A 19,977-nucleotide genomic window follows, 5' to 3' on the forward strand; every position below is an offset into this window, starting at 1 on the left:
CTTTCCTCATTTGCCGGAGCCCCGGCGCCAGATGCGCCAGACCAGAGCCAGCGCGAAGATATAGGCGGCGACTGCCGCGAGATCACCGATCAGCGCGGTTTGCGCAGACCAGCCCAGTTGTTTGCCAAGCGCTTGCAGAGCGAGCCAGAGGACCGTTGCCCCGGCGATCACAAGCGCCGCCAAACGCCCCTCCCGCCGGTCTTTGTCTCGATCCTGACCCATTCATCCTTGCTCAGTAATCGTTCGTCTTAGCGCGTTCGAGAAAGGCCTCCATGCCCTCGTCGACGATAATCTTGGCCTGCGAGACCCATTTGTCGCGCGTGCAGCGTCCCTTGAACCGCGGCACGTTGGTGTCGGCATACGCGACCTCATCCGCGCCCCATTGCGCGATCTGGTCGAAATGGTAAACGCCCCAGCCGTTGAGCGTTTCCGCCAGTTTCGGCCCGATGCCTTCGATCTTGGTCAGATCATCAGCACCCGACGCGCGCGGCGCGCTTAGACCCGAGGGCTTTTGGCCCGCGCCATCGGCAGATTGCGCAGGTGCGGTTTCTTTGGGCTTCGCGGCTTTTGCCGCAGCCGGTTTCTTCGCAGCCGGTTTTTTCTCGATCGCTTTCTTCGCAGCCGGTTTCTTCTCGGCAGGTTTCGCAGCCGATTTCGGTTTTGCCGCAGCTTTCTTCGCTGCGGGTTTGCTTGCAGCTTCCGCCTTCGCAGGCGCGGGCTTTGCAGGCGCTTCGGCCTCAGCAGGCGCAGGCGCGCTCATCACCGCGACCGGAGCGGACTCGCTTGGTACGGCGGGCTGCGTTTTCGTGGGCACAGGCGCATCAGGCGCGGCCACTTCCGCTTGTTTATGAGCGGCTTCACCCTCGGGCGATTGCGCCTTGAACGCGCTTACGGGCGCTTCAAGATCGGACGGGCTGGGCATCGGGTCGGGCTTGCGCGTGACGTTGCGCGCAGCCCCCGTGCCATCAGCCGAACCCGGCGCACCGGCGCCCGAGCAAAACGCCCAAAGCAGAAATGAACCGAACAGAAGGAAGGTCAGAAGACCAAGGAAGAAGGCCCCAAAGAAGGTTTCATGCGCTACAACCATCAAGAAAACCATGACCACAAGTCCCGTGATCCCGGCCCAGATGCCCGCTTTACCGCGACAACCTTGCGTCTGATCTCCCATCTGTCTCTCCATCTTTCCCGCTACCGGGCTCGTTACCGTTACTTACTCGTAGATACCGTCTTTTTTGGCGTGCTTGGAAAATTCCGTCTCGCCACCGCTGGCCAAAGCCTTGGCCTGCCCCGCCCAATCGTCACGGCTGGCGCGACCTTTGAACCCCTCAAGGTTGGCATCGACCCATGCGAGTTCCGCCTCGCTCCACGCGGCGACCTGATCGAAATGATAAACGCCCATCGAATTGAGCATCGCCTCAAGCTTGGGGCCAACGCCCTTGATCATTTTCAGATCATCCGCACCGCCCTCGCGCGGCGCATCCATCATTTGCGGCTTTTCACCCGCCGCTTCTGCGGCATCCGCGCTGACACCTGCAGGTTCGGCTTTCGACTGCGGCTTGGCCTTGGATGCGGCCTGCGCCTCATGCGTGGTCACACCGGTTTTGTCGGCGGGGGTATCTTTGCCGGGCTTGGGCGCGCTGTCCTTGGCGGCTTTACGCGCCTCATCCGCCTGCGCGGCGGTGCGCGGACGGGGCACGCTCAGCGCGCCAATCGGGCCGCGCTGACCGCTGGACTGCCACGGTGCGCTCAGCGCGACCTCGGTGCCCTCGATGCGTTTGATCGTGTCGCCAATTTCCAGCGCCAGTGCGACCGAGGCGTTATGCGCCTCTGCGCTGCCAGCGGAGTCAGAGCATGACGTCAGACCGGTTTTCGGTTCGGAGCTGAACCGCCCGTTTTGCGACCCCGGCTGGGGCACAGTGCCCGCTGCCATTTCGTCGATGATCTGCGTCAAGCGTTCTTCGGTCAGATCCTCATAGTAATCCTTGCCGACCTGCATCATCGGAGCGTTGGCACACGCGCCCAGACACTCGACTTCTTCCCAAGAGAATTTGCCATCCGCCGAGACCTGATGCGGTTCCGCCGCGATTTTTTGCTTGCAGACCTTCATCAGATCTTCCGCGCCGCAAATCATGCAAGACGTGGTGCCGCAGATCTGCAAATGCGCGACCGAACCGACCGGAGCCATCTGGAACATGAAGTAGAAACTCGCCACTTCCAGCGCACGCATATAGGGCATGTCGAGCATATCCGCGACCGTTTCGATCGCCGGACGGCTGAGCCAGCCCTCTTGTTCCTGGGCGCGAAACAGCAGCGGAATGATCGCGCTGGCCTGACGTCCTTCGGGGAACTTGGTGATCTGCGCCTGCGCCCAAGCCAGATTGGCGGGCGTAAAGGCGAAACTTTCAGGTTGCTCGGAATTCAAACGGCGCAGCATTAGCGGTCAATCTCCCCGAACACGACATCCATTGAGCCGATGATTGCAGAAACGTCCGCCAGCATATGGCCCGACGCGACATGATCCATGGATTGCAAATGCAGATAGCCCGGCGCGCGAATCTTGGCGCGGTAGGGTTTGTTGGTGCCATCCGCGACCAGATAGACGCCAAACTCGCCCTTGGGGGCCTCGACAGCGGCGTAAACCTCGCCTGCGGGGACGTGGAAACCCTCGGTATACAGCTTGAAATGGTGGATCAGGCTTTCCATCGAGGTTTTCATATCCGAGCGTTTCGGCGGCGTCAGCTTGCCCCGCGCCAGCACATCCCCCTGCCCCTCGGGCGCGCGCAGCTTGGCCAGCGCCTGCAGGATAATCTTGGTCGATTCGCGCATCTCGGCCATGCGGCAAAGATAGCGGTCATAGCAATCGCCCGCCTTGCCCACAGGAATATCGAAGTCGAATTCATCATAGCATTCATAGGGTTGCGCGCGGCGCAAATCCCAAGCCATGTCAGAGCCGCGCGCCATCACGCCCGAATAGCCCCATTCCAACACCTCGTCCTGCGAAATGACGCAGATATCGACATTGCGCTGTTTGAAGATCCGGTTTTCCGTCAGCAGCCCTTCGATATCGTCCAGCAATTTCGGGAAACGGCCGCAGAATTCCTCGATATCATCAAGCAGTTTCGGCGTCAGATCCTGATGCACGCCACCGGGGCGGAAATAGGCCGAGTGCAGCCGCGCGCCACAGGCACGTTCATAAAACACCATCAGCTCTTCGCGCGCCTCAAAGCCCCAAAGCGGCGGCGTTAGCGCGCCGACATCCATCGCCTGCGTGGTCACGTTCAGCAGGTGGTTCAGGATACGCCCGATTTCGCAGTAAAGCACGCGGATCAGCGAGCCACGACGCGGCACGACGGTGCCTGTCAGCCGCTCGATCGCCAAACACCAGGCGTGTTCCTGATTCATCGGCGCAACGTAATCGAGCCGGTCGAAATAAGGCAGGTTTTGCAGATAGGTGCGGCTTTCCATCAGCTTTTCGGTGCCACGATGCAGCAAGCCGATATGGGGATCAGCGCGTTCGACGATCTCGCCGTCCAGCTCTAGAACCATGCGCAAAACACCATGCGCCGCAGGGTGTTGTGGGCCAAAGTTGATGTTGAAATTGCGGATGCGCTGCTCATCCGTCAGCGTGTCTTTCGACCCGTCATCATAGATATTATTGCGGATATCGCCGTCCATCATTTCGCCTCCTCACCCTTCTCGTCACCGGGAAGGATGTATTTCGCACCCTCCCAAGGCGAGAGGAAATCGAACTGCCGGTATTCCTGCGTCAGGTTCACCGGCTCGTAGACGACGCGCTTGAGCATTTCGTCATAGCGCACCTCGACATAGCCCGTGGTCGGGAAATCCTTGCGCAGCGGGTGGCCGCGAAAGCCGTAATCCGTCAGCAGGCGGCGCAGGTCGGGATGGCCCGAGAACAGGATGCCGAACATGTCAAACACCTCGCGCTCGAACCAGTCGGCGCAGGGGTGAACGGATGTCAGCGAGGGCACCATGGTTTCCTCGCGGATCGCGGCTTTGATGCGGATGCGCTGGTTGCGATACATCGACAGGAAGTGCCAGACCATATCGAACCGCTCGGGGCGTTCAGGCCAATCGACGGCAGTAATATCGACAAGCGACGAGAACAGACAGTTTTTGTCGTCGCGCAGGAACTCGGCGAAACTGGCCGCCGATTGCACGCTGATCGTGATCGTCAATTCACCAAAGGCCACATCGCTCGAGATCACGTCATCGGGACGTTTCATCTCGATATGGGCGGCCAGTTCGTGCAGGGCAGTATCGTCCATCTGTCGCTCTCCTCAGCGCACCAAAGTGCCGGTGCGGCGGATTTTGCGTTGTAGCTGAAGGATGCCGTAAAGCAGCGCCTCGGCCGTGGGCGGGCAGCCCGGCACATAAATATCGACCGGCACCACGCGATCACAGCCGCGCACCACCGAGTAGCTGTAATGGTAGTAACCGCCACCATTGGCGCATGATCCCATCGAGATCACATAGCGCGGCTCGGGCATCTGGTCGTAGACCTTGCGCAGCGCGGGCGCCATTTTATTGGTCAGCGTGCCCGCAACGATCATCACATCGGACTGGCGCGGAGAACCGCGCGGCGCGGTGCCAAAGCGTTCCAGATCATAGCGCGGCATTGAAACCTGCATCATCTCGACCGCGCAGCAGGCCAGACCGAAGGTCATCCAGTGCAACGAGCCATTGCGCGCCCAGTTGATCAGATCCTCGGTCGTGGTCAGCAGGAAACCCTTATCCTGCAGCTCGCTATTGAGCGCATTGGTGGCAACGTCACGGTCACCGCCTGCGGTATTGGCCCCGGTCATCACGCCCATTCCAACGCCCCTTTCTTCCACTCATACGCAAACCCGACGGTCAGAACGGCCAGGAAAACCATCATCGACCAGAACCCTACCATCGAAATCTGCCCGAAAGCGACTGCCCAAGGAAACAGAAACGCGACTTCAAGGTCGAAAATGATGAACAGGATCGAGACGAGGTAGAAGCGAACGTCAAATTTCATCCGCGCATCGTCAAAGGCGTTGAACCCGCATTCATAGGCCGAGACTTTCTCGGGATCGGGGTTACGCACGGCGATCACGGCGGCGGCGGTAAGCAACACAAGTCCGAGCGCGGTCGCCATGGCGAGGAAAATGAGGATGGGAAGATATTCGCTCAGGATGTCATTCATGGGCATGGACATGGGCATGGCTCCCTTTCGACGCGACCTGATGTCGCGCAGGTTCCGGCTAGGCTGAGCAATAGCCCCGTGCCTGAGCAGGGTCAACCGACCGGGGCCGGGATTCTGCCCTGCAACCCCCTGAATTTGCAATTTAGTATACCTTCGCACACCGCAGGGCGCGCAATCTGCCGTTGCATCGCGCTTCGGGCATCAGAGGTGTCAGGGCTGGTTTTCGCCCCTCGTGATCCGCGTTTCTAATAATTTATACAATGCCTTACGCGGATAACCGACCCACGCGAGGTCACGCTTTCCAGATCGGATCGCGCTTTTCAAAGAAGGCACTGATTCCCTCACCCGACTCAGCGCTTTCCCAACGGGTCACAAGGGCGGCAATCGTGCCCTCGATGACGTCCTCATCAATGCGCGGGCCAAGGCTGCGAACCAAGGCTTTGGCCTCGGCCACAGCGCCGGGTGCGCAGGCCAGATAGGGGGTGACCTCGGCCTGAACGGCGGCCTCTAGATCATCAGGTGCCACGACACGCGCCAAAAGCCCCAGATCACGCGCCTCTTGGGCGTCAAACAGACGTGAAGACATGAACACGCGTCGCGCCTTCGCCTCGCCCATCCGCGCCACGACATAGGGGGAAATCGTCGCAGGCGTCAGCCCCAGCTTGGTCTCGGTCAGCCCAAAGCGTGCGCCCTCAACCCCGATGGCCACATCACAGACCGACATCATGCCAATGCCGCCGCCAAAAGCGTTCCCCTGGACCGCACCAATCACCGGTTTGGGGCAGGTGTTAAGCGCATTCAGCATTCCCGCCAACACCCGCGCCCCCGCCGCGCGCTGCTCTGCACTCGCGCTGATCTGCGCCTGCATCCATTTCAGATCACCGCCTGCGCAAAAGCTGCGCCCGTTGGCGGCAAGGATAACGACGCGCACGGCTTCATCTGCGCCAAGAGATTGAATGGCCTGCGTAATTTCACGCATCATCTGCTCGGACAGCGCGTTGTGTTTTTCCGCGCGCGCCAAGGTCAGGGTCGCAACGCCGCGTGGATCCGTCTCAACCGTGATCGTCTCAAACATCGCCCTGCCCTTTCATCGCGCGCGCCATATCGGCGGCCTGCGCAAGTATGTCCATATCCAGCCCCGTGTCGTAGCCAAGTTGTGCCAGCCGCGCGGCCACGGCCTCGGTCGCGACATTGCCTGCCGCACCGGGCGCGTAGGGACAGCCGCCCAAACCACCGACAGCCGCATCAAACACGCGCAGACCCAGCGCCAAAGACGCCTCGATATTGGCCAGCGCGCGCCCGGCGGTGTCGTGGAAATGCCCGGCCAGTTTATCGGCTGGCATCTCATTCAGAACCGCCTTCAGCATCGCCGTGACGCTTTCAGGCCGGCCCTGCCCGATCGTGTCGCCAAGACTGATTTCGTAACAGCCCATATCGCGCAACGCCGCCGTGACGCGGGCCACGTTTTCCGGCGGCGTCGGCCCGTTAAACGGGCAGTCCGTCACCACAGACACATAGCCACGTACTTTCATATTATCGACTTTTGCGGCCTCCATGATCGGGGCGAACCGATCCAGACTTTCACTTATCGAACAATTCAGGTTCGCACGCGAAAACCCTTCCGAGGCAGAGGCAAACACCGCCACCTCATCGGCCCCCGCCGCCTTCGCGCCCTCATAGCCGCGCAGATTGGGCGTCAGCGCGGCGTAGGAAACGCCTTTGCTGCGGGTGATCCCGGCAAAGACCGCCGCGCTATCGGCCATTTGCGGCACCCATTTGGGCGAGACGAAACTGCCGACCTCAATGCGCGAAAACCCCGCGCGGCTCAGGCAATCGACGAGCGCGATCTTATCGGCCAGCGCAATCGCGCGCTTCTCATTCTGCAAGCCATCGCGCGGGGCCATTTCGAAAATCTCGACCATCTCACGCATCGGGCAGCTCGTAGAAATCCTGCGCATAGATCGAATCGCCGCCACCCTTTTTCAGCGCAACCTCATAGGCGGGGCGAGAACGGATGCGTTCGCGATAGGCGGTGATATTGGGAAAGCCCTCGGCGCGCACGAACCGGAACATCGCGTCGATATTGAACCCCAACATGCAATCGGCGGCGCTAAAACTCCCGATCAGCCATTCGCGCCCATCAAGCTGCGCCTCCAGCGCCTGCATCGTGAGCGCCAGCCGCTTGGTATCGAGCTTCATCAAGGGCAGCGAGCGCGCACTTTCGGGGCGCAGGAAGATATGCTGAATATTGAGGTTTTGCACGATATTGGCCTGGGTCTCGGCAAAATGCACCCATTCGAGAAACTCCGCGCGTTCCGGCGCGCCAATGGCGGGCGCGAGCCCCGCCGCGGGATGAGTTTCACACAGGTATTCCACAATCGCGCCGCTTTCAAAAATCGCGCGGTTGTCGATTTCCAGCACGGGCACCCGCCCGGCTGGCGAAAGCGCGCGAAACTCGGAGCTGCGCAGCCCGCCATCGGTCAGCGACCAGTTGCGCAAGGTGAACTCCAGCCCCAGCTCCTCAAGCAGCCACAGCACCCGCATCGAGCGCGAGCCGGGGACGTGATGCAGCGTGATCATTCTTCTTCCTCCAAGCGGATAAGGGCGGCCCCGGCCTCGACCTGCGCGCCCTCGACAACCAGCACCTCGGCCACGACGCCATCGCGCGCGGCCAGCATCGTGTGCTCCATCTTCATCGCCTCCATGATCGCCAGACGATCGCCCGCCGACACGTTTTGACCTTGCGTGACGAAGACCGATTTCACCAGCCCCGGCATCGGGGCCAGCGTCAGATCCGACGTCTCCGCGCTTGATCCCCGTTCCAGCGGGTCGGGGATGTCAAAGCGATGCGCCCCGGCCATGAAGATCGTGACCGAGTCGCGATCCATCTGCATCGCCGCGCCCGTTTTTGCGCCATCGACGCGCCAGCCATCCTGCGCCAGCACACAATCATGCGTCATCCCGTCGATCTCAACGCCAATATGGCCGGGGCCATGCACGCGGATCGCGGCGGGCGGATCGAACGGCACGGGTCGGCGCAGCGCCCCCCATAGCGCAAACCCGCTGGCATCGCCCTGCCACAGCCCGGCAGCGGCGATCACCGCCAAGGCCTGCGCGGCGGGTGGCACCGGCGGAGCGGCGGCCAAGCTGTCGATCTCGCGCGCGATCAGGCCGGTATCGACCTCGCCCCGCGCGAATCCCTCGTGACGCGCGAGACGTGCAAGGAAGGCAAGGTTCGTCACAGTGCCCGCCACCTGCGTCTGTTCCAGCGCGCGCGCCAGTTGACCCAAGGCAATGGCACGGGTCGGGCCGTGGGTGATGATCTTGGCGATCATCGGGTCATACCACGGGCTGATCACATCGCCCGCGCGCACCCCGGTATCGGCACGGCAATCGGGGGCAAATTGCAAATGGCTGAGCGTGCCGGTCGCGGGCAAGAAGCCTGCGGGCACGTCCTCGGCGTAAAGGCGCGCCTCAAACGCGTGACCAGTGATGCTGAGTTGATCTTGGGTCGCGGGCAAGGGCTCGCCGCTTGCGACGCGCAACTGCCATTCTACCAGATCGATGCCGGTAATCGCCTCGGTCACGGGATGTTCGACCTGCAGGCGGGTGTTCATCTCCATGAACCAGAAGCGATCCGGGCGCAGACCGTCCGAGCCATCGATGATAAACTCGACCGTGCCCGCGCCGGAATAGCCAATCGCCTCCGCGGCGCGGGTGGCGGCTTGACCCATCGCGTCGCGCATCTCGGGCGTCATTCCGGGAGCGGGAGCCTCTTCGATGACCTTCTGGTGGCGGCGCTGCAAGGAACAATCGCGTTCAAACAGATGCACGGCGCGCTGGCCATCACCAAAGACCTGCACCTCGATATGGCGCGGGCTGGTGATGTATTTCTCGATCAGAACGGCCGGGTTGGCAAAGGCGGTTTGCGCCTCGCCCTGTGCCGAGGCCAGCGCGTCGGCGAAATCGCCCGCCCGCTCGACCAGCCGCATCCCCTTGCCACCGCCGCCGGCCACGGCCTTGATCAACACCGGATAGCCAATGGCATCGGCCTGCGCGGCCAGATGATCGGCGTCCTGATTGGTGCCCATATAGCCCGGCACGATTGGCACACCGGCCTGCTCCATCAGCGCCTTGGCCGCATCCTTGAGCCCCATCGCGCGGATCGCATCGCCCGAGGGGCCGATGAATACCAGCCCCGCCGCGACCACCGCATCCACGAAATCGGGGTTTTCCGATAGGAACCCATAGCCCGGATGGATCGCCTGCGCGCCGGTTTGCAGCGCGGCGTTGATGATCGCATCGCCGCGAAGGTAGCTGTCCTTGGGCGCGGGGCCACCGATGGCGATGGCCTCATCGGCCAGCGCGACATGGGCCGCGTTTGCATCCGCCTGCGAATAGACCGCGACCGTGGCCACGCCCATTCGGCGCGCGGTTTCGATCACGCGGCAGGCGATTTCGCCGCGATTGGCGATCAGGATCTTGGAAAACATATCGGTCTCCCTGTGAGTACGGCGGGGGCTCTGCCCCCGTGCCCCCGGGATATTTTTCTCAAGAGGAAGTCAGGTTTTCTTCCTCTTGATCGAAATATCCCCGCCGGAGGCAAGAAAATTACATCCGAAACACGCCAAAGCGCGTCGGTTCGATCGGTGCATTGAGAGCGGCAGAGAGGGATAGCGCCAGCACATCACGCGAATTGCGCGGGTCGATGATACCGTCATCCCAAAGCCGCGCCGAGGCATAAAGCGGGTGGGATTGGCGTTCAAACATCTCGATGGTGGGGCGTTTGAACTCGGCCTCCTCCTCGGGCGACCAAGTGCCGCCGCGCCGTTCGATCCCGTCACGTTTGACGGTGGCGAGAACGCCCGCCGCCTGCGCGCCCCCCATCACCGAGATCCGGGAATTGGGCCAGGACCAAAGGAAGCGGGGCGAGTAGGCGCGCCCGGCCATGCCGTAATTGCCCGCGCCAAACGAGCCGCCCACCAGCATGGTGATTTTGGGCACATTGGTGGAGGCGACAGCGGTGACCATTTTTGCTCCGTGGCGCGCGATGCCTTCGTTTTCATATTTGCGACCGACCATAAAGCCGGTAATGTTTTGCAAGAAAACCAGCGGGATATTGCGGCTGGAGCAGAGTTCAATGAAATGCGCGGCCTTTTGTGCGGCTTCGGAAAACAGCACACCGTTATTGGCGATGATCCCGACGGGGCAGCCTTTGACATGGGCGAAACCGGTGACGATGGTCTCGCCAAAGCGCGGTTTGAATTCGTCAAAGCGCGAGCCATCGACGAGCCGCGCGATCACCTCGCGGATGTCGTAGGGCGTGCGCAGATCAGCGGGCACGACGCCAAGGATTTCCTCGGGGTCGTAAGCGGGGTCTTCGGGGGATTGCCATTGCACGGTGGCGGGCTTGGCGCGGTTGAGATGCCCCACGGCGCGGCGCGCAAGGGCGAGTGCATGGGCGTCATCCTCGGCGAGGTAATCGGCCACGCCGGACAGGCGCGTGTGCACATCGCCGCCGCCCAAGTCTTCGGCGGTCACGACCTCGCCCGTCGCAGCTTTGACCAGCGGCGGACCGGCCAGAAAGATCGTGCCTTGGTCTTTCACGATGATCGTCACATCCGACATCGCGGGAACATAGGCCCCGCCCGCCGTGCACGACCCCATCACCACTGCGATCTGGGCGATCCCTTTGGCCGACATGCGGGCCTGATTGTAAAAGATGCGCCCGAAATGGTCACGGTCGGGGAAAACCTCGTCCTGATTGGGCAGGTTCGCGCCGCCGCTATCGACGAGATAGATGCAGGGCAGATGGTTTTCCTCGGCGATCTCTTGCGCGCGCAAGTGTTTTTTCACCGTCATCGGATAATAGGTGCCGCCTTTGACGGTCGCGTCATTGGCCACGACCATCACGTCCTGGCCTTGCACCCGCCCGATCCCGGCAATCACGCCCGCGCAAGGCGCCGCATCATCATAAAGCCCATGCGCCGCCGTCGCGCCGATTTCCAGAAACGGCGCGCCCGGATCAAGCAGCCCCGCCACGCGTTCGCGCGGTGCCATTTTACCGCGCGAGAGGTGGCGTTCAAGCGCCCCAGCCCCGCCCCCTGCTGCGGCCCAATCCGCCGCCTCGCGGATCGTGGCGAGCGCGTCCAGATGAGCCGCGCGATTGGCCTTGAAGGCATCGGATGCGGGCAAAGCCTGCGATGTCAGTTTCATTCCATACTCCCCAGATCGCGCAGCTCCAGCGCGCGTTGTGCGGTCTTATCGAGATAACAACTGCTGGCCACCACCGTGCGGATCGAGCCATCGGCCCAGACGCTATAGACCAGCCCGCAATCGGCATCGCGAAAGGCAATCCACGCGCGTTGCGCATCCAGCAGCTGATCCGCAAGCGGCGTGCCGCCTTGTTCCAGCAGATCCGCGCGCACGCCTTTGTATTGCGCGTTCAAAATGTCGTCCCAGACCTGCGCCTCGCCTTGAAGACAGCTTGAAATCCCCAGCGTCGTATCGCCATCTGGTTGGGACTGGCAGGCATTGGCGGCATCCCCGATACAGTCGGGATGGGTGCCCTTTGCACCGTCAAAACAGGCGCGCACCATTGCGGGATCGACCGTGGGATCGGCCAGCGCCGGATTGCCCTCCACCGCCAGAAGCGCTGCGATCATCAGATATTTCACTGCGTCTCTCCTTTGAATTGCGCACCCCTGCGGCAGCCTGTCGCAGTAGCGATCACGTGCACTTGATCCACGTCAAAGTTCTCGGACCGCATGGGGTGCATGTTGCACGCTGTAAGAGAGTAGAGGAACGTCCCATGCAAAAGAGTATTCTGAGTCTTGCCCTGCTGGCAGCTACGGCGATGACTGCGGCCCCGGCACTCGCGCAACAGGCGGGTGACATCACCTTGGGCTTTGGCCTGCACAGTGTCATGCCGAAATCCGACAACGGCACGCTGGCCGGTGGAAAGGTCGAAATTGGCGATTCTGCCCGCCCGACCTTTACGGCCGAGTATTTCGTGCGCGATAATCTTGGGATCGAGCTTCTCGCCGCCCTGCCCTTCAAACACACGGTGAATATCGGTGGATTGGGCGACGTCGGCACGGTCAAACATCTGCCGCCTGTGCTCTCGCTGCAATATCACTTCCCGACCAATTCCAACTTCACACCCTTCGTTGGTGCCGGTTTGAACTACACGGCGTTTTTCAGCGAAAAGGCGACCGGCGCGCTGGCTGGCAGCACGCTGTCGCTGGATGACAGCTGGGGCTTGGCGCTGCATGCGGGCGTTGACTACAAGGTCTCGGAGCATGGCGCGCTGCGTGCGGATGTTCGCTGGATCGACATCAACAGTGATGTCAAACTGGACGGCGCCAAGATCGGCGAAGTCGAAATTGATCCGTGGGTTGTGGGCGTCGCCTATGTCTACAAGTTCTGATAGCGGCGCAAAAACTGCACGCTGTTTGAACGGAACTCTCTGATGATCGGGGCGGCGCTGCGGTGCCGCCCTTTCACATTGCGCGGCGCGGCCCAGTGGCACCCTACGCAAGCCCAATCGCGGCGTTACTCTTCCTGTTTGGTGCGATAGCGCTCGGACGCTTCGAGAAACAGCGCCTGTTCGCCCGTGAGGTTCATCATGCACCACGCAGCCGCCCCCGAGGTCAGCGGCGTGCCCCGGCGCAACATCGCCTCGAAGGCGCAGCGGCTCTCGCGCCAGGTCATCCAATTCGCCTGCATTGTCGCCAGATCCTCGGTGAGACGAAAGCCCCCCGGCTTGCTGGCGTCGATCCTGGAATCGATCAAAGCGGCCTTGGCGCGCAGCTTGACCAGCGTCGCCTCCATCCGCGTTGTCTAGTAATGGGTCTCGGCGGTCATGCAAGTCACCTTGCCGCTCGTGCACGCCTTGGCCCCAAGCCCGACGCAATCGCGCCGCTCTTACGAGCCGTGCGCGTCTGCGAGGCAGTCGAGAATCCGCGCGGGCGAGAAGGCCACCTGTTGCGCCTGCGCGGCGGGCGCGGCCATCACGACCAGCGCCAGTAAGAGCCGTTTCATCGCATCTCCTTGCCCCAAGCGGGAGGCGATATGTCATCCGTTGGCTCACGATGACATGATCTCGCGCCCGATGAGCATGCGACGAATTTCCGAGGTGCCCGCGCCAATTTCCATCAGTTTGGCGTCGCGGAACAGGCGCGAGACGTTGGAGTCGCTCAAAAATCCTGCGCCACCAAGGGCTTGCACCGCTTGATGGGCCTGCACCATCGCCTGCTCGCTGGCATAAAGCACGGTCGCGGCCGCATCCTGACGCGTCACTTGGCCGCGATCACAGGCCTTCGCGACCTCGTAGGTATAAGCGCGCGCGGTGTTCATCGCGACATACATATCCGCGATTTTCGCCTGCATCAGTTGGAAATTGCCAATCGGCTGGCCGAATTGCTGGCGCTCTTTGGCATAGGGCACGACCTCATCGAGACAGGCCATCATGATGCCGGTGCCGATGCCCGAGAGCACCACGCGCTCGTAATCGAGCCCGCCCATCAGCACGCGCACGCCACGCCCCTCTTCGCCCAGCACGTTTTCGAACGGCACTTCGCAATCGTCGAAAAACAGCTGCGCGGTGTTTGATCCACGCATCCCGAGCTTGTCGAAATGGGGCGAGGTCGAGAACCCTTTGAAGGACTTTTCGACGATAAAGGCGGTGATCCCGCGCGAGCCTGCCTCGGGGTCGGTTTTGGCATAAACGACCAGCGTATCGGCGTCCGGCCCGTTGGTGATCCAGTATTTATGGCCGTTCAAAACGTAGTGGCCATCCTGCTTTTCCGCGCGCAGCTTCATGCCCACCACGTCAGAACCTGCGCCCGATTCACTCATCGCAAGTGCGCCGATTTTCGCCCCCGAGATCAGATCAGGCAGGTATTTCTGCTTTTGCGCCTCGGATCCGTTGATCTTGAGCTGGTTGACGCAAAGATTGGAATGCGCCCCGTAGCTGAGCGCGATACTGGCCGAAGCGCGCGCGATTTCCTCGGTCGCGACGACATGGGCCAGATAGCCCATTCCCGCCCCGCCGTAGTCCTCGGATACCGTAATACCCAGCAGACCCAACTCGCCCATCTCGGACCACAGCTCATTGGGAAACGCGTTATCGAGATCGGTTTTGGCGGCCAGCGGAGCGATCCGCTCGGACGCCCAGCGCCGAACCATCTCGCGCAGCGCGCCGATATCCTCGCCCAGATCGAATTCCATGGAACCTGCGAACATCGGCTTTCCTCCCGTTTATTGAACGCTTGTTCATTTAAGCGCGCAAGCCGAGTCGCGTCAAGAGGGAGCGTGCGGTGAAATAATCCATAGCCGGTGGTGGAAAGACTTCGCGCCTTGGTCCACAAAGGGGGCGAAGTGACCCCTGCAAGAAGGCGCGCGACATGACGCAACAGCCTATTGTTATCATCGGTGCGGGTGTGATTGGCGTGCTAAGTGCGCAGGCGCTGGCCGCGCGTGGTCGGCGCGTGATTGTGCTGGATCGCGAAGCGGGGCCAGCGCAGGTTTGCTCGCGTGCCAATGCCGGGATCATCGCGGTGGGCCATGCGCAGGCTTGGGCCGGACCCGAGGCGATTGTGACGCTGATGCGGGCGTTCGTGGGGCGCGAACCGGGGGTGCGGGTCACGCGGTTGCGCGACCCGGCGTTGTGGCGCTGGGGGCTGGCGTTTTTGCGCAATTGCACCCGTGCGCGTCACGGTGCCAATACCGACCGTCTGGCGCGCCTCAGCGCGTTTAGCCGCGATCAATTACGTAACGTCGCGCGCGATCTGGGGCTAGAGGATTTGCTGCGCCATGATGGCGGGCTGTATCTGTATGATGATGCCGAGGCGTTGGCCCGTGCAGCGGGCGCGCATGGCCCCCACCAGATGGATGCGCTGGATCGCGCGGCTCTGTTTGATCGCGAAGGCGCGCTGGCGCAGGCAGAGGACCGTTTCGCAGGCGCGCTGTTTTCGACGCGTGACAGTGTCGGGGATTGCCATGTTTTCACCGATACTGCGGCGCAGAAACTGGCGGCGCGCGGATCGGTGGAATTTCGCTATGACAGTGCGGTGAGCGGATTGGAAACCGGTAGCGGGCGCGTTACAGGCGTGCAGGTCGGCTCTGAGACAATCGCGGCCTCGCAGGTTTTGCTGGCCACGGGCGTCGAGACCGCCGATCTGACCCGCCCCTTGGGGGTCGCGCCGCTGATCTACCCGGTGAAGGGCTACTCGGGCACATGGGCGCTGCGCGATCCCGCCCGCCTGCCTTCCCTGCCCTATATCGACGAGGCCGCGCATGTCGCCGTCGCCGTCTATGGCGAGCAGTTGCGCGTCACGGCGTTTGCGGAATTTGCCGGCCAGGACCGGTCATTGCCGCCCGAGCGCATCGCCGTGCTGAAAGACTATGTGACGCGCAATTTCGGCTTGGCCGTCGATCTGGATCGCGCAAGCTTCTGGGCCGGATTGCGCCCCACCACCCCCGCCGGCGCGCCCTATCTGGGACAGGTGCGCGGCTTTGACAATTTGTGGATCAATGCGGGCCATGGCACGCTGGGCTGGACGCTCTCGGCGGGCTGTGGTGCGCTGATCGCGCAGGCGATGACAGGCGGCACGCCCGAGTTGCGCAATGTCTCGGCACGCGCGCGCTGGCTGGACCCGATTTAGGAGGTGATATGACCAAGATGATTACCTATGAGGCCGCAACGCGCCTTGACTGGCCCGGTGCAGTCGAGGCGCTGCGCTTTGGCCACACGCTGCCAAGCGCGCAGGTGGGTGATATGTTTCTCGGCCCTGCGCAGGCTACTCTGCTCAGCCGTGGGGCCTATATCGAGGGGCTCGGCTATGGAGTGAAATCCTTTACCGTGTGTGATGGCAATGCCGCCCAAGGCTTGCCCACGGTGCAGGGTGCGATGCTGGTCTTTCGCCCCCAGACGGGCGAGCTATCCGCGATCATCGAAAGCCGCCTTGTGACGGAATTCAAGACAGCCGCCGATTCCGTGTTGGGCGCGACCCTGCTGGCGCGCCCTGATAGCACGCGTTTGCTGATTGTCGGCGGGGGCACCGTCGCGCGCAGTCTGATCGCTGCCTATAGCGCGCTATTTCCCAAGCTGACGGATATCGCAATCTGGACCCGCCGCCCCGAGCAGGCGCAAGCGCTGGCCCTTGGTCCCGCCCCCAGCGGTGTTACCCTGCATGCCGCCCCCGATCTGGAACGCGCCGTGGCACGCGCCGATATCATCACCTCCGCGACGATGGCGCGTGAACCGGTCCTGCATGGCGCTTGGGTGCGTCCGGGCACCCATGTTGATCTGATCGGCGCTTATAAGGCCGATATGCGCGAAGCCGACGACGCGCTAATTTCCCGCGCGCGTCTATTCGTGGACAGTCGCGAAACCACCTTGGGTCATATTGGCGAGCTGATGATCCCGATTGCGGCGGGCGTGATCACGCCGGATGCGGTGCAGGGCGATCTGTATGATCTGGTGGGGGGCGCGCAAGGGCGGCAAAGTGCCGAGGAGATCACGCTGTTCAAGAATGGCGGGGGCGCGCATCTGGATCTGATGATGGCGCGCTATATAGTGAAACGCGCGGGCTAACGCGCGACCTCATCACGGATGATGCGCGCGATTTGGGCGGCGTCTGTCTCGCTGAATGTCAGCGGCAGGCGCAGATCCAGCAGCGTGGCAAGCACCGCATCGGTTTTGGGCATATCTTGCGCCTCGACGTAGCGCCATGAATCGTGGCGCGAGGTAAAGCCCGCAGGCTCCGCCGCGCCGAACCATTTCAACTCAACCCCGCGCGCGCCGCATCGCGCGACGAAATCCAGCATCTGCGCCCCATCGCGCCCCGGCAGGCGGAACTGAAAGGACGAGCCGACATACTGCTCTGCCTGCGGACGTTCACTTAGCGCGAGACCGGGCGCACCCGCTAGCCCCGCCTCCATCGCGCCATATAGCCGGTTCCAGCGCGTCACCCGTTCGGGCAGCTCCGCCAGTTGCGGGCGCAGGATCGCGGCGCGCAGGCTGTCCATCCGCCCCGACACATTGGGCGTGTCATATTTCAGCGTCTCGAACACCTCGGGCGCAGGCGCGGCGAGATGGCGGGGATACATCATGTAGCTGCCCGACAGCAGGATCATCCGCGCCGCCAATTCAGGATCATTGCTGACAATCAACCCGCCCTCGCCCGAGTTGATATGCTTGTAGGTTTGCGTTGAGTAGCAGCCAATCACGCCATGCCGCCCCGACGGCACGCCCGCCCAAGACGCCCCCATCGTATGGGCGCAATCCTCGATCACGCGCAGATCATGGGCGCGCGCGATTTTCATCAGCGCGTCCATATCGCAAAGATGGCCGCGCATGTGGCTCAGCATCAAAACACGCGCCTGCGGGGCCTTGGCTGCCAGATCGTCAAGGTCGATGGTCAGGTTCTCGGTGCTCTCGACAAACACCGGACGCGCGCCAAGTGCTGCAATCGCGCCAGGCACCGGGGCGAGCGTGAAGGCGTTGGTCAAAACCGGCTCATCCGGGGCCACACCCAACGCTCGCAACGCACAGCCCAACGCATACCCCCCCGAGGCCGCCGCAAGGCAATATTTTGCGCCCGTGAAGGCGGCGAATTCCTGCTCCAGCAGCGCCACCTCGCCCGGCTCATCGCGCGCTGTATTGTAGCGATGCAACCGCCCCGAGCGCAGGACCGCCACGGCGGCTGCAATCGCGTCCTCGGATATCGGTTCTTGCTGGGTGAAATTGCCCTCGAAACGCTCGCTCATAATCCCCTCCTGCGCAGCTGCGCGAACCAGATCAACGCGGTCAATAAAATAGCCGAGGCCATGTAAAAGGCCATATCAGGCGTGCGGATGATCGCGCCCTCGGCCTGAAATATCCCGAAAACCTGCGTGAAGAACAGCGTGCCAAACAGCATCGCGAGGTTCATCACCGCCGAGATCCCGCCCTGCAGCGCGCCCTGCTCATCCTCGGGGACCGCGCGCGACATCAGCGAGGTCAGCATCGGCTGCACCAGCCCTTCGATGCCCGTCACACATAGCACGATCAACACCATCGTCAGGCTCGAAGACAGCGCCAGCGCAATCAGCAACACGACGCCCAGCAGCAGCCCCGCAAAGACCACCTTTGCCTCGCCAAAACGGCGTGCCAGCGGGCCGGACATGCCCCCCTGAAACACCGCCGCGACAATCCCGTAAGCGGCCAGCGTCAAGCCGATAATGCCCTCGGTCCAGCCGAATTTCGCCATCCCCCAGAACGGCCAGATCGCAGGGTAAATCGCCGAGGCAAACAGATACACCCCCATCACCCCCGCCATCGGCAAAACGCCGGGATAACGCGCGAACACCTTGAGCGTGCCAAACGGGTTGCAGGCGCGCCAGTTCAGCGGGCGGCGACGTGAGGGCGGCAGGCTTTCGGGCAGCACGAACAGCCCGTAGATCAGGTTCAGCCCCGAAATCGCGGCAGCGACAAAGAACGGCACGCGCGGGCCCAATTCGCCCAGCAAGCCCCCCAGCGCCGGGCCAAGAATGAACCCCAGCCCAAAGGCCGCGCCCATTAAACCAAAGGCGCGGGCGCGTTCCTGGGGGGCGCTGACATCGGCGAGATAGGCATTGGCGATCACATAAGACGCCCCGCACACCCCCGCAATCGCGCGCCCGATAAACAGCCAGAACAGCGTCGGCGCGAAGGCGTGAAACAGGTAATCCACCCCAAGCCCGCCAATCGCCAGCAACAGCAGCGGGCGGCGTCCAAACCGGTCCGAGAGGTTGCCCATCAACGGCGCAAAGGCAAATTGCGCAAGGCTGAAAACGGCAAACATCGCCCCGCCCACACGGCTCGCCTGCGCCAGATCGACATGACCGACCTGCTCGATCAGCGAGGGCAGCACCGGAATAATCAGCCCAAAGCCCACCATATCCAGAAACACCACGATCAGAACGAACAGCGTGGCATGACCCTGCCCAGCCGAAACAGTGCCGCCTGAAAGGGTTTCGCGGGCCATGAGATCTCCGGGTTTTCAACAGAGCGCCAAGCTGAGCCGCACGCGCGCCCCTGTCAAGACGCGCCGAGTCTCAGGGTTGCGCGTAAATCAATCGCCCAACATCTGCGCCACCAGCGCGGGCAAAGTATCGTAATGATCCAGCAGCGCCTCGGGGGACAGGCGCTCAATCGCGCGCCCCTCGGGGCCGAAAGTCACAAGGATGCAGGGCACGCCCACGGCCCGCGCCGTTTCGCGATCGGTGTTGGTGTCGCCCACCAAAAGCGAGCGTTTCACCGCCCCGCCAGCCTGCGCCACGGCCGCAAGATAAGGGTCAGGCGCGGGCTTGCGCACAGGGAGCGTATCGGCACCAATCAGCGCATCAAACAGATCCGCGATGTCGAGACGTGCCACCAGTTCGCGCGCCAGCCCCTCGGGTTTGTTGGTGCAGATCGCCGTGGCAAAGCCCTGCCCTCGCAGGGTTTTCACCGCCTCTACCGCGCCGGGATAAAGCAGCGTGTGGCGATCAATATTGGCCCCGTAATGCGCGAGTAACGGCTGGTAATCATCCTCGATGCGCGCCTCTACTTCGGCCTGCTCCAGCCCCAGCCGCTCATAGCCGGCCTTGAGCATCGCGCGCCCGCCATGAAACGCGATCAGCGCATCCTGCCCCGCGTTCAACACGTCGCGATGCCCGCGCGCCACAAAACACGCATTCGCTGCCGCGATCAAATCACCCGACGTATCGGCCAGCGTGCCATCCAGATCAAACACCACCGTGCGCATCTTGCCCCCAATCTT

The 19,977-nt window shown here is 62.5% G+C and carries 21 protein-coding genes; 3 read left to right on the forward strand and 18 right to left on the reverse strand.

Annotation, left to right across the window (positions count from 1 at the left end; translation table 11 throughout):
• Positions 1-6: 6 nt before the first annotated feature.
• The 13 genes from DT23_RS00485 to DT23_RS00545 form a co-directional block, all read right to left on the reverse strand.
• Positions 7-222 (reverse strand): DUF5337 family protein, encoded by a 216-nt coding sequence (locus tag DT23_RS00485; RefSeq protein ID WP_038127123.1) that lies wholly within the window; start codon positions 220-222, stop codon positions 7-9.
• 10 nt (positions 223-232) lie between these two features.
• Positions 233-1,168: a hypothetical protein gene (locus DT23_RS18295; protein ID WP_051696937.1), complete on the reverse strand. Its 936-nt coding sequence runs from the start codon at positions 1,166-1,168 to the stop codon at positions 233-235.
• A 42-nt stretch (positions 1,169-1,210) separates the two neighbouring features.
• Complete coding sequence (locus tag DT23_RS00495) at positions 1,211-2,434, reverse strand: NADH-quinone oxidoreductase subunit E (RefSeq protein ID WP_038127127.1); 1,224 nt, start codon at positions 2,432-2,434, stop codon at positions 1,211-1,213.
• Positions 2,434-3,678 (reverse strand): NADH-quinone oxidoreductase subunit D, encoded by a 1,245-nt coding sequence (locus DT23_RS00500; protein ID WP_038127131.1) that lies wholly within the window; start codon positions 3,676-3,678, stop codon positions 2,434-2,436. Before DT23_RS00500 ends, DT23_RS00495 begins: the two co-directional genes overlap by 1 nt.
• Positions 3,675-4,286 (reverse strand): NADH-quinone oxidoreductase subunit C, encoded by a 612-nt coding sequence (locus DT23_RS00505; protein ID WP_038127134.1) that lies wholly within the window; start codon positions 4,284-4,286, stop codon positions 3,675-3,677. Before DT23_RS00505 ends, DT23_RS00500 begins: the two co-directional genes overlap by 4 nt.
• A 12-nt stretch (positions 4,287-4,298) precedes the next feature.
• A complete protein-coding gene (locus DT23_RS00510) occupies positions 4,299-4,823 on the reverse strand; it encodes a NuoB/complex I 20 kDa subunit family protein (RefSeq protein WP_038127676.1) in 525 nt (174 codons plus the stop codon).
• Positions 4,823-5,188 (reverse strand): NADH-quinone oxidoreductase subunit A, encoded by a 366-nt coding sequence (locus DT23_RS00515; RefSeq protein WP_038127136.1) that lies wholly within the window; start codon positions 5,186-5,188, stop codon positions 4,823-4,825. The genes DT23_RS00510 and DT23_RS00515 overlap by 1 nt, the downstream gene beginning before the upstream one ends.
• Positions 5,189-5,480: 292 nt before the next feature.
• Entirely contained in the window at positions 5,481-6,263 is a 783-nt protein-coding gene (locus tag DT23_RS00520) for a crotonase/enoyl-CoA hydratase family protein (RefSeq protein ID WP_038127138.1), read from the reverse strand.
• Positions 6,256-7,119, reverse strand: a complete 864-nt coding sequence (locus DT23_RS00525; protein WP_038127140.1) for a hydroxymethylglutaryl-CoA lyase — start codon at positions 7,117-7,119, stop codon at positions 6,256-6,258. Before DT23_RS00525 ends, DT23_RS00520 begins: the two co-directional genes overlap by 8 nt.
• Entirely contained in the window at positions 7,112-7,768 is a 657-nt protein-coding gene (locus DT23_RS00530) for a glutathione S-transferase family protein (protein WP_038127141.1), read from the reverse strand. The genes DT23_RS00525 and DT23_RS00530 overlap by 8 nt, the downstream gene beginning before the upstream one ends.
• Positions 7,765-9,681 carry an acetyl-CoA carboxylase biotin carboxylase subunit gene (locus DT23_RS00535; protein ID WP_038127142.1) on the reverse strand — a complete coding sequence of 639 codons (1,917 nt, stop codon included), beginning with the start codon at positions 9,679-9,681 and terminating at the stop codon, positions 7,765-7,767. Before DT23_RS00535 ends, DT23_RS00530 begins: the two co-directional genes overlap by 4 nt.
• Before the next feature lie 118 nt (positions 9,682-9,799).
• Positions 9,800-11,404, reverse strand: a complete 1,605-nt coding sequence (locus DT23_RS00540; protein WP_038127144.1) for a carboxyl transferase domain-containing protein — start codon at positions 11,402-11,404, stop codon at positions 9,800-9,802.
• On the reverse strand, positions 11,401-11,865 hold the full coding sequence (locus tag DT23_RS00545) for a lysozyme inhibitor LprI family protein (RefSeq protein ID WP_051696938.1): 465 nt from the start codon (positions 11,863-11,865) through the stop codon (positions 11,401-11,403). Before DT23_RS00545 ends, DT23_RS00540 begins: the two co-directional genes overlap by 4 nt.
• Before the next feature lie 134 nt (positions 11,866-11,999).
• Between DT23_RS00545 and DT23_RS00550 the strand changes: the two genes are divergently transcribed.
• A complete protein-coding gene (locus DT23_RS00550; protein ID WP_038127146.1) occupies positions 12,000-12,617 on the forward strand; it encodes an OmpW/AlkL family protein in 618 nt (205 codons plus the stop codon).
• A gap of 125 nt (positions 12,618-12,742) precedes the next feature.
• Here the strand turns inward: DT23_RS00550 and DT23_RS18300 are convergent, their stop codons facing one another.
• Entirely contained in the window at positions 12,743-13,021 is a 279-nt protein-coding gene (locus tag DT23_RS18300; protein WP_051696939.1) for a lysozyme inhibitor LprI family protein, read from the reverse strand.
• Positions 13,022-13,276: 255 nt separating this feature from the next.
• Positions 13,277-14,434 (reverse strand): acyl-CoA dehydrogenase family protein, encoded by a 1,158-nt coding sequence (locus DT23_RS00560; protein WP_038127149.1) that lies wholly within the window; start codon positions 14,432-14,434, stop codon positions 13,277-13,279.
• Positions 14,435-14,595: 161 nt separating this feature from the next.
• Between DT23_RS00560 and DT23_RS18305 the strand changes: the two genes are divergently transcribed.
• Complete coding sequence (locus tag DT23_RS18305) at positions 14,596-15,855, forward strand: FAD-dependent oxidoreductase (protein ID WP_051696940.1); 1,260 nt, start codon at positions 14,596-14,598, stop codon at positions 15,853-15,855.
• Between the two features lie 8 nt (positions 15,856-15,863).
• Complete coding sequence (locus tag DT23_RS00570) at positions 15,864-16,787, forward strand: ornithine cyclodeaminase family protein (RefSeq protein WP_038127151.1); 924 nt, start codon at positions 15,864-15,866, stop codon at positions 16,785-16,787.
• Here the strand turns inward: DT23_RS00570 and DT23_RS00575 are convergent.
• From DT23_RS00575 to DT23_RS00585, 3 genes are all read right to left on the reverse strand, one after another.
• Complete coding sequence (locus tag DT23_RS00575) at positions 16,784-17,962, reverse strand: DegT/DnrJ/EryC1/StrS family aminotransferase (RefSeq protein ID WP_038127154.1); 1,179 nt, start codon at positions 17,960-17,962, stop codon at positions 16,784-16,786. The two genes, DT23_RS00570 and DT23_RS00575, sit on opposite strands and share 4 nt — an antisense overlap.
• Positions 17,959-19,200 (reverse strand): MFS transporter, encoded by a 1,242-nt coding sequence (locus tag DT23_RS00580; RefSeq protein WP_051696941.1) that lies wholly within the window; start codon positions 19,198-19,200, stop codon positions 17,959-17,961. The genes DT23_RS00575 and DT23_RS00580 overlap by 4 nt, the downstream gene beginning before the upstream one ends.
• An 87-nt stretch (positions 19,201-19,287) precedes the next feature.
• The gene (locus tag DT23_RS00585) at positions 19,288-19,962 is read right to left on the reverse strand and encodes an HAD-IA family hydrolase (RefSeq protein WP_038127156.1); all 675 of its coding nucleotides are present in this window, start codon (positions 19,960-19,962) and stop codon (positions 19,288-19,290) included.
• Positions 19,963-19,977 lie beyond the last annotated feature (15 nt).

The organism is Thioclava indica (assembly GCF_000714545.1).
Classification (GTDB): domain Bacteria; phylum Pseudomonadota; class Alphaproteobacteria; order Rhodobacterales; family Rhodobacteraceae; genus Thioclava; species Thioclava indica.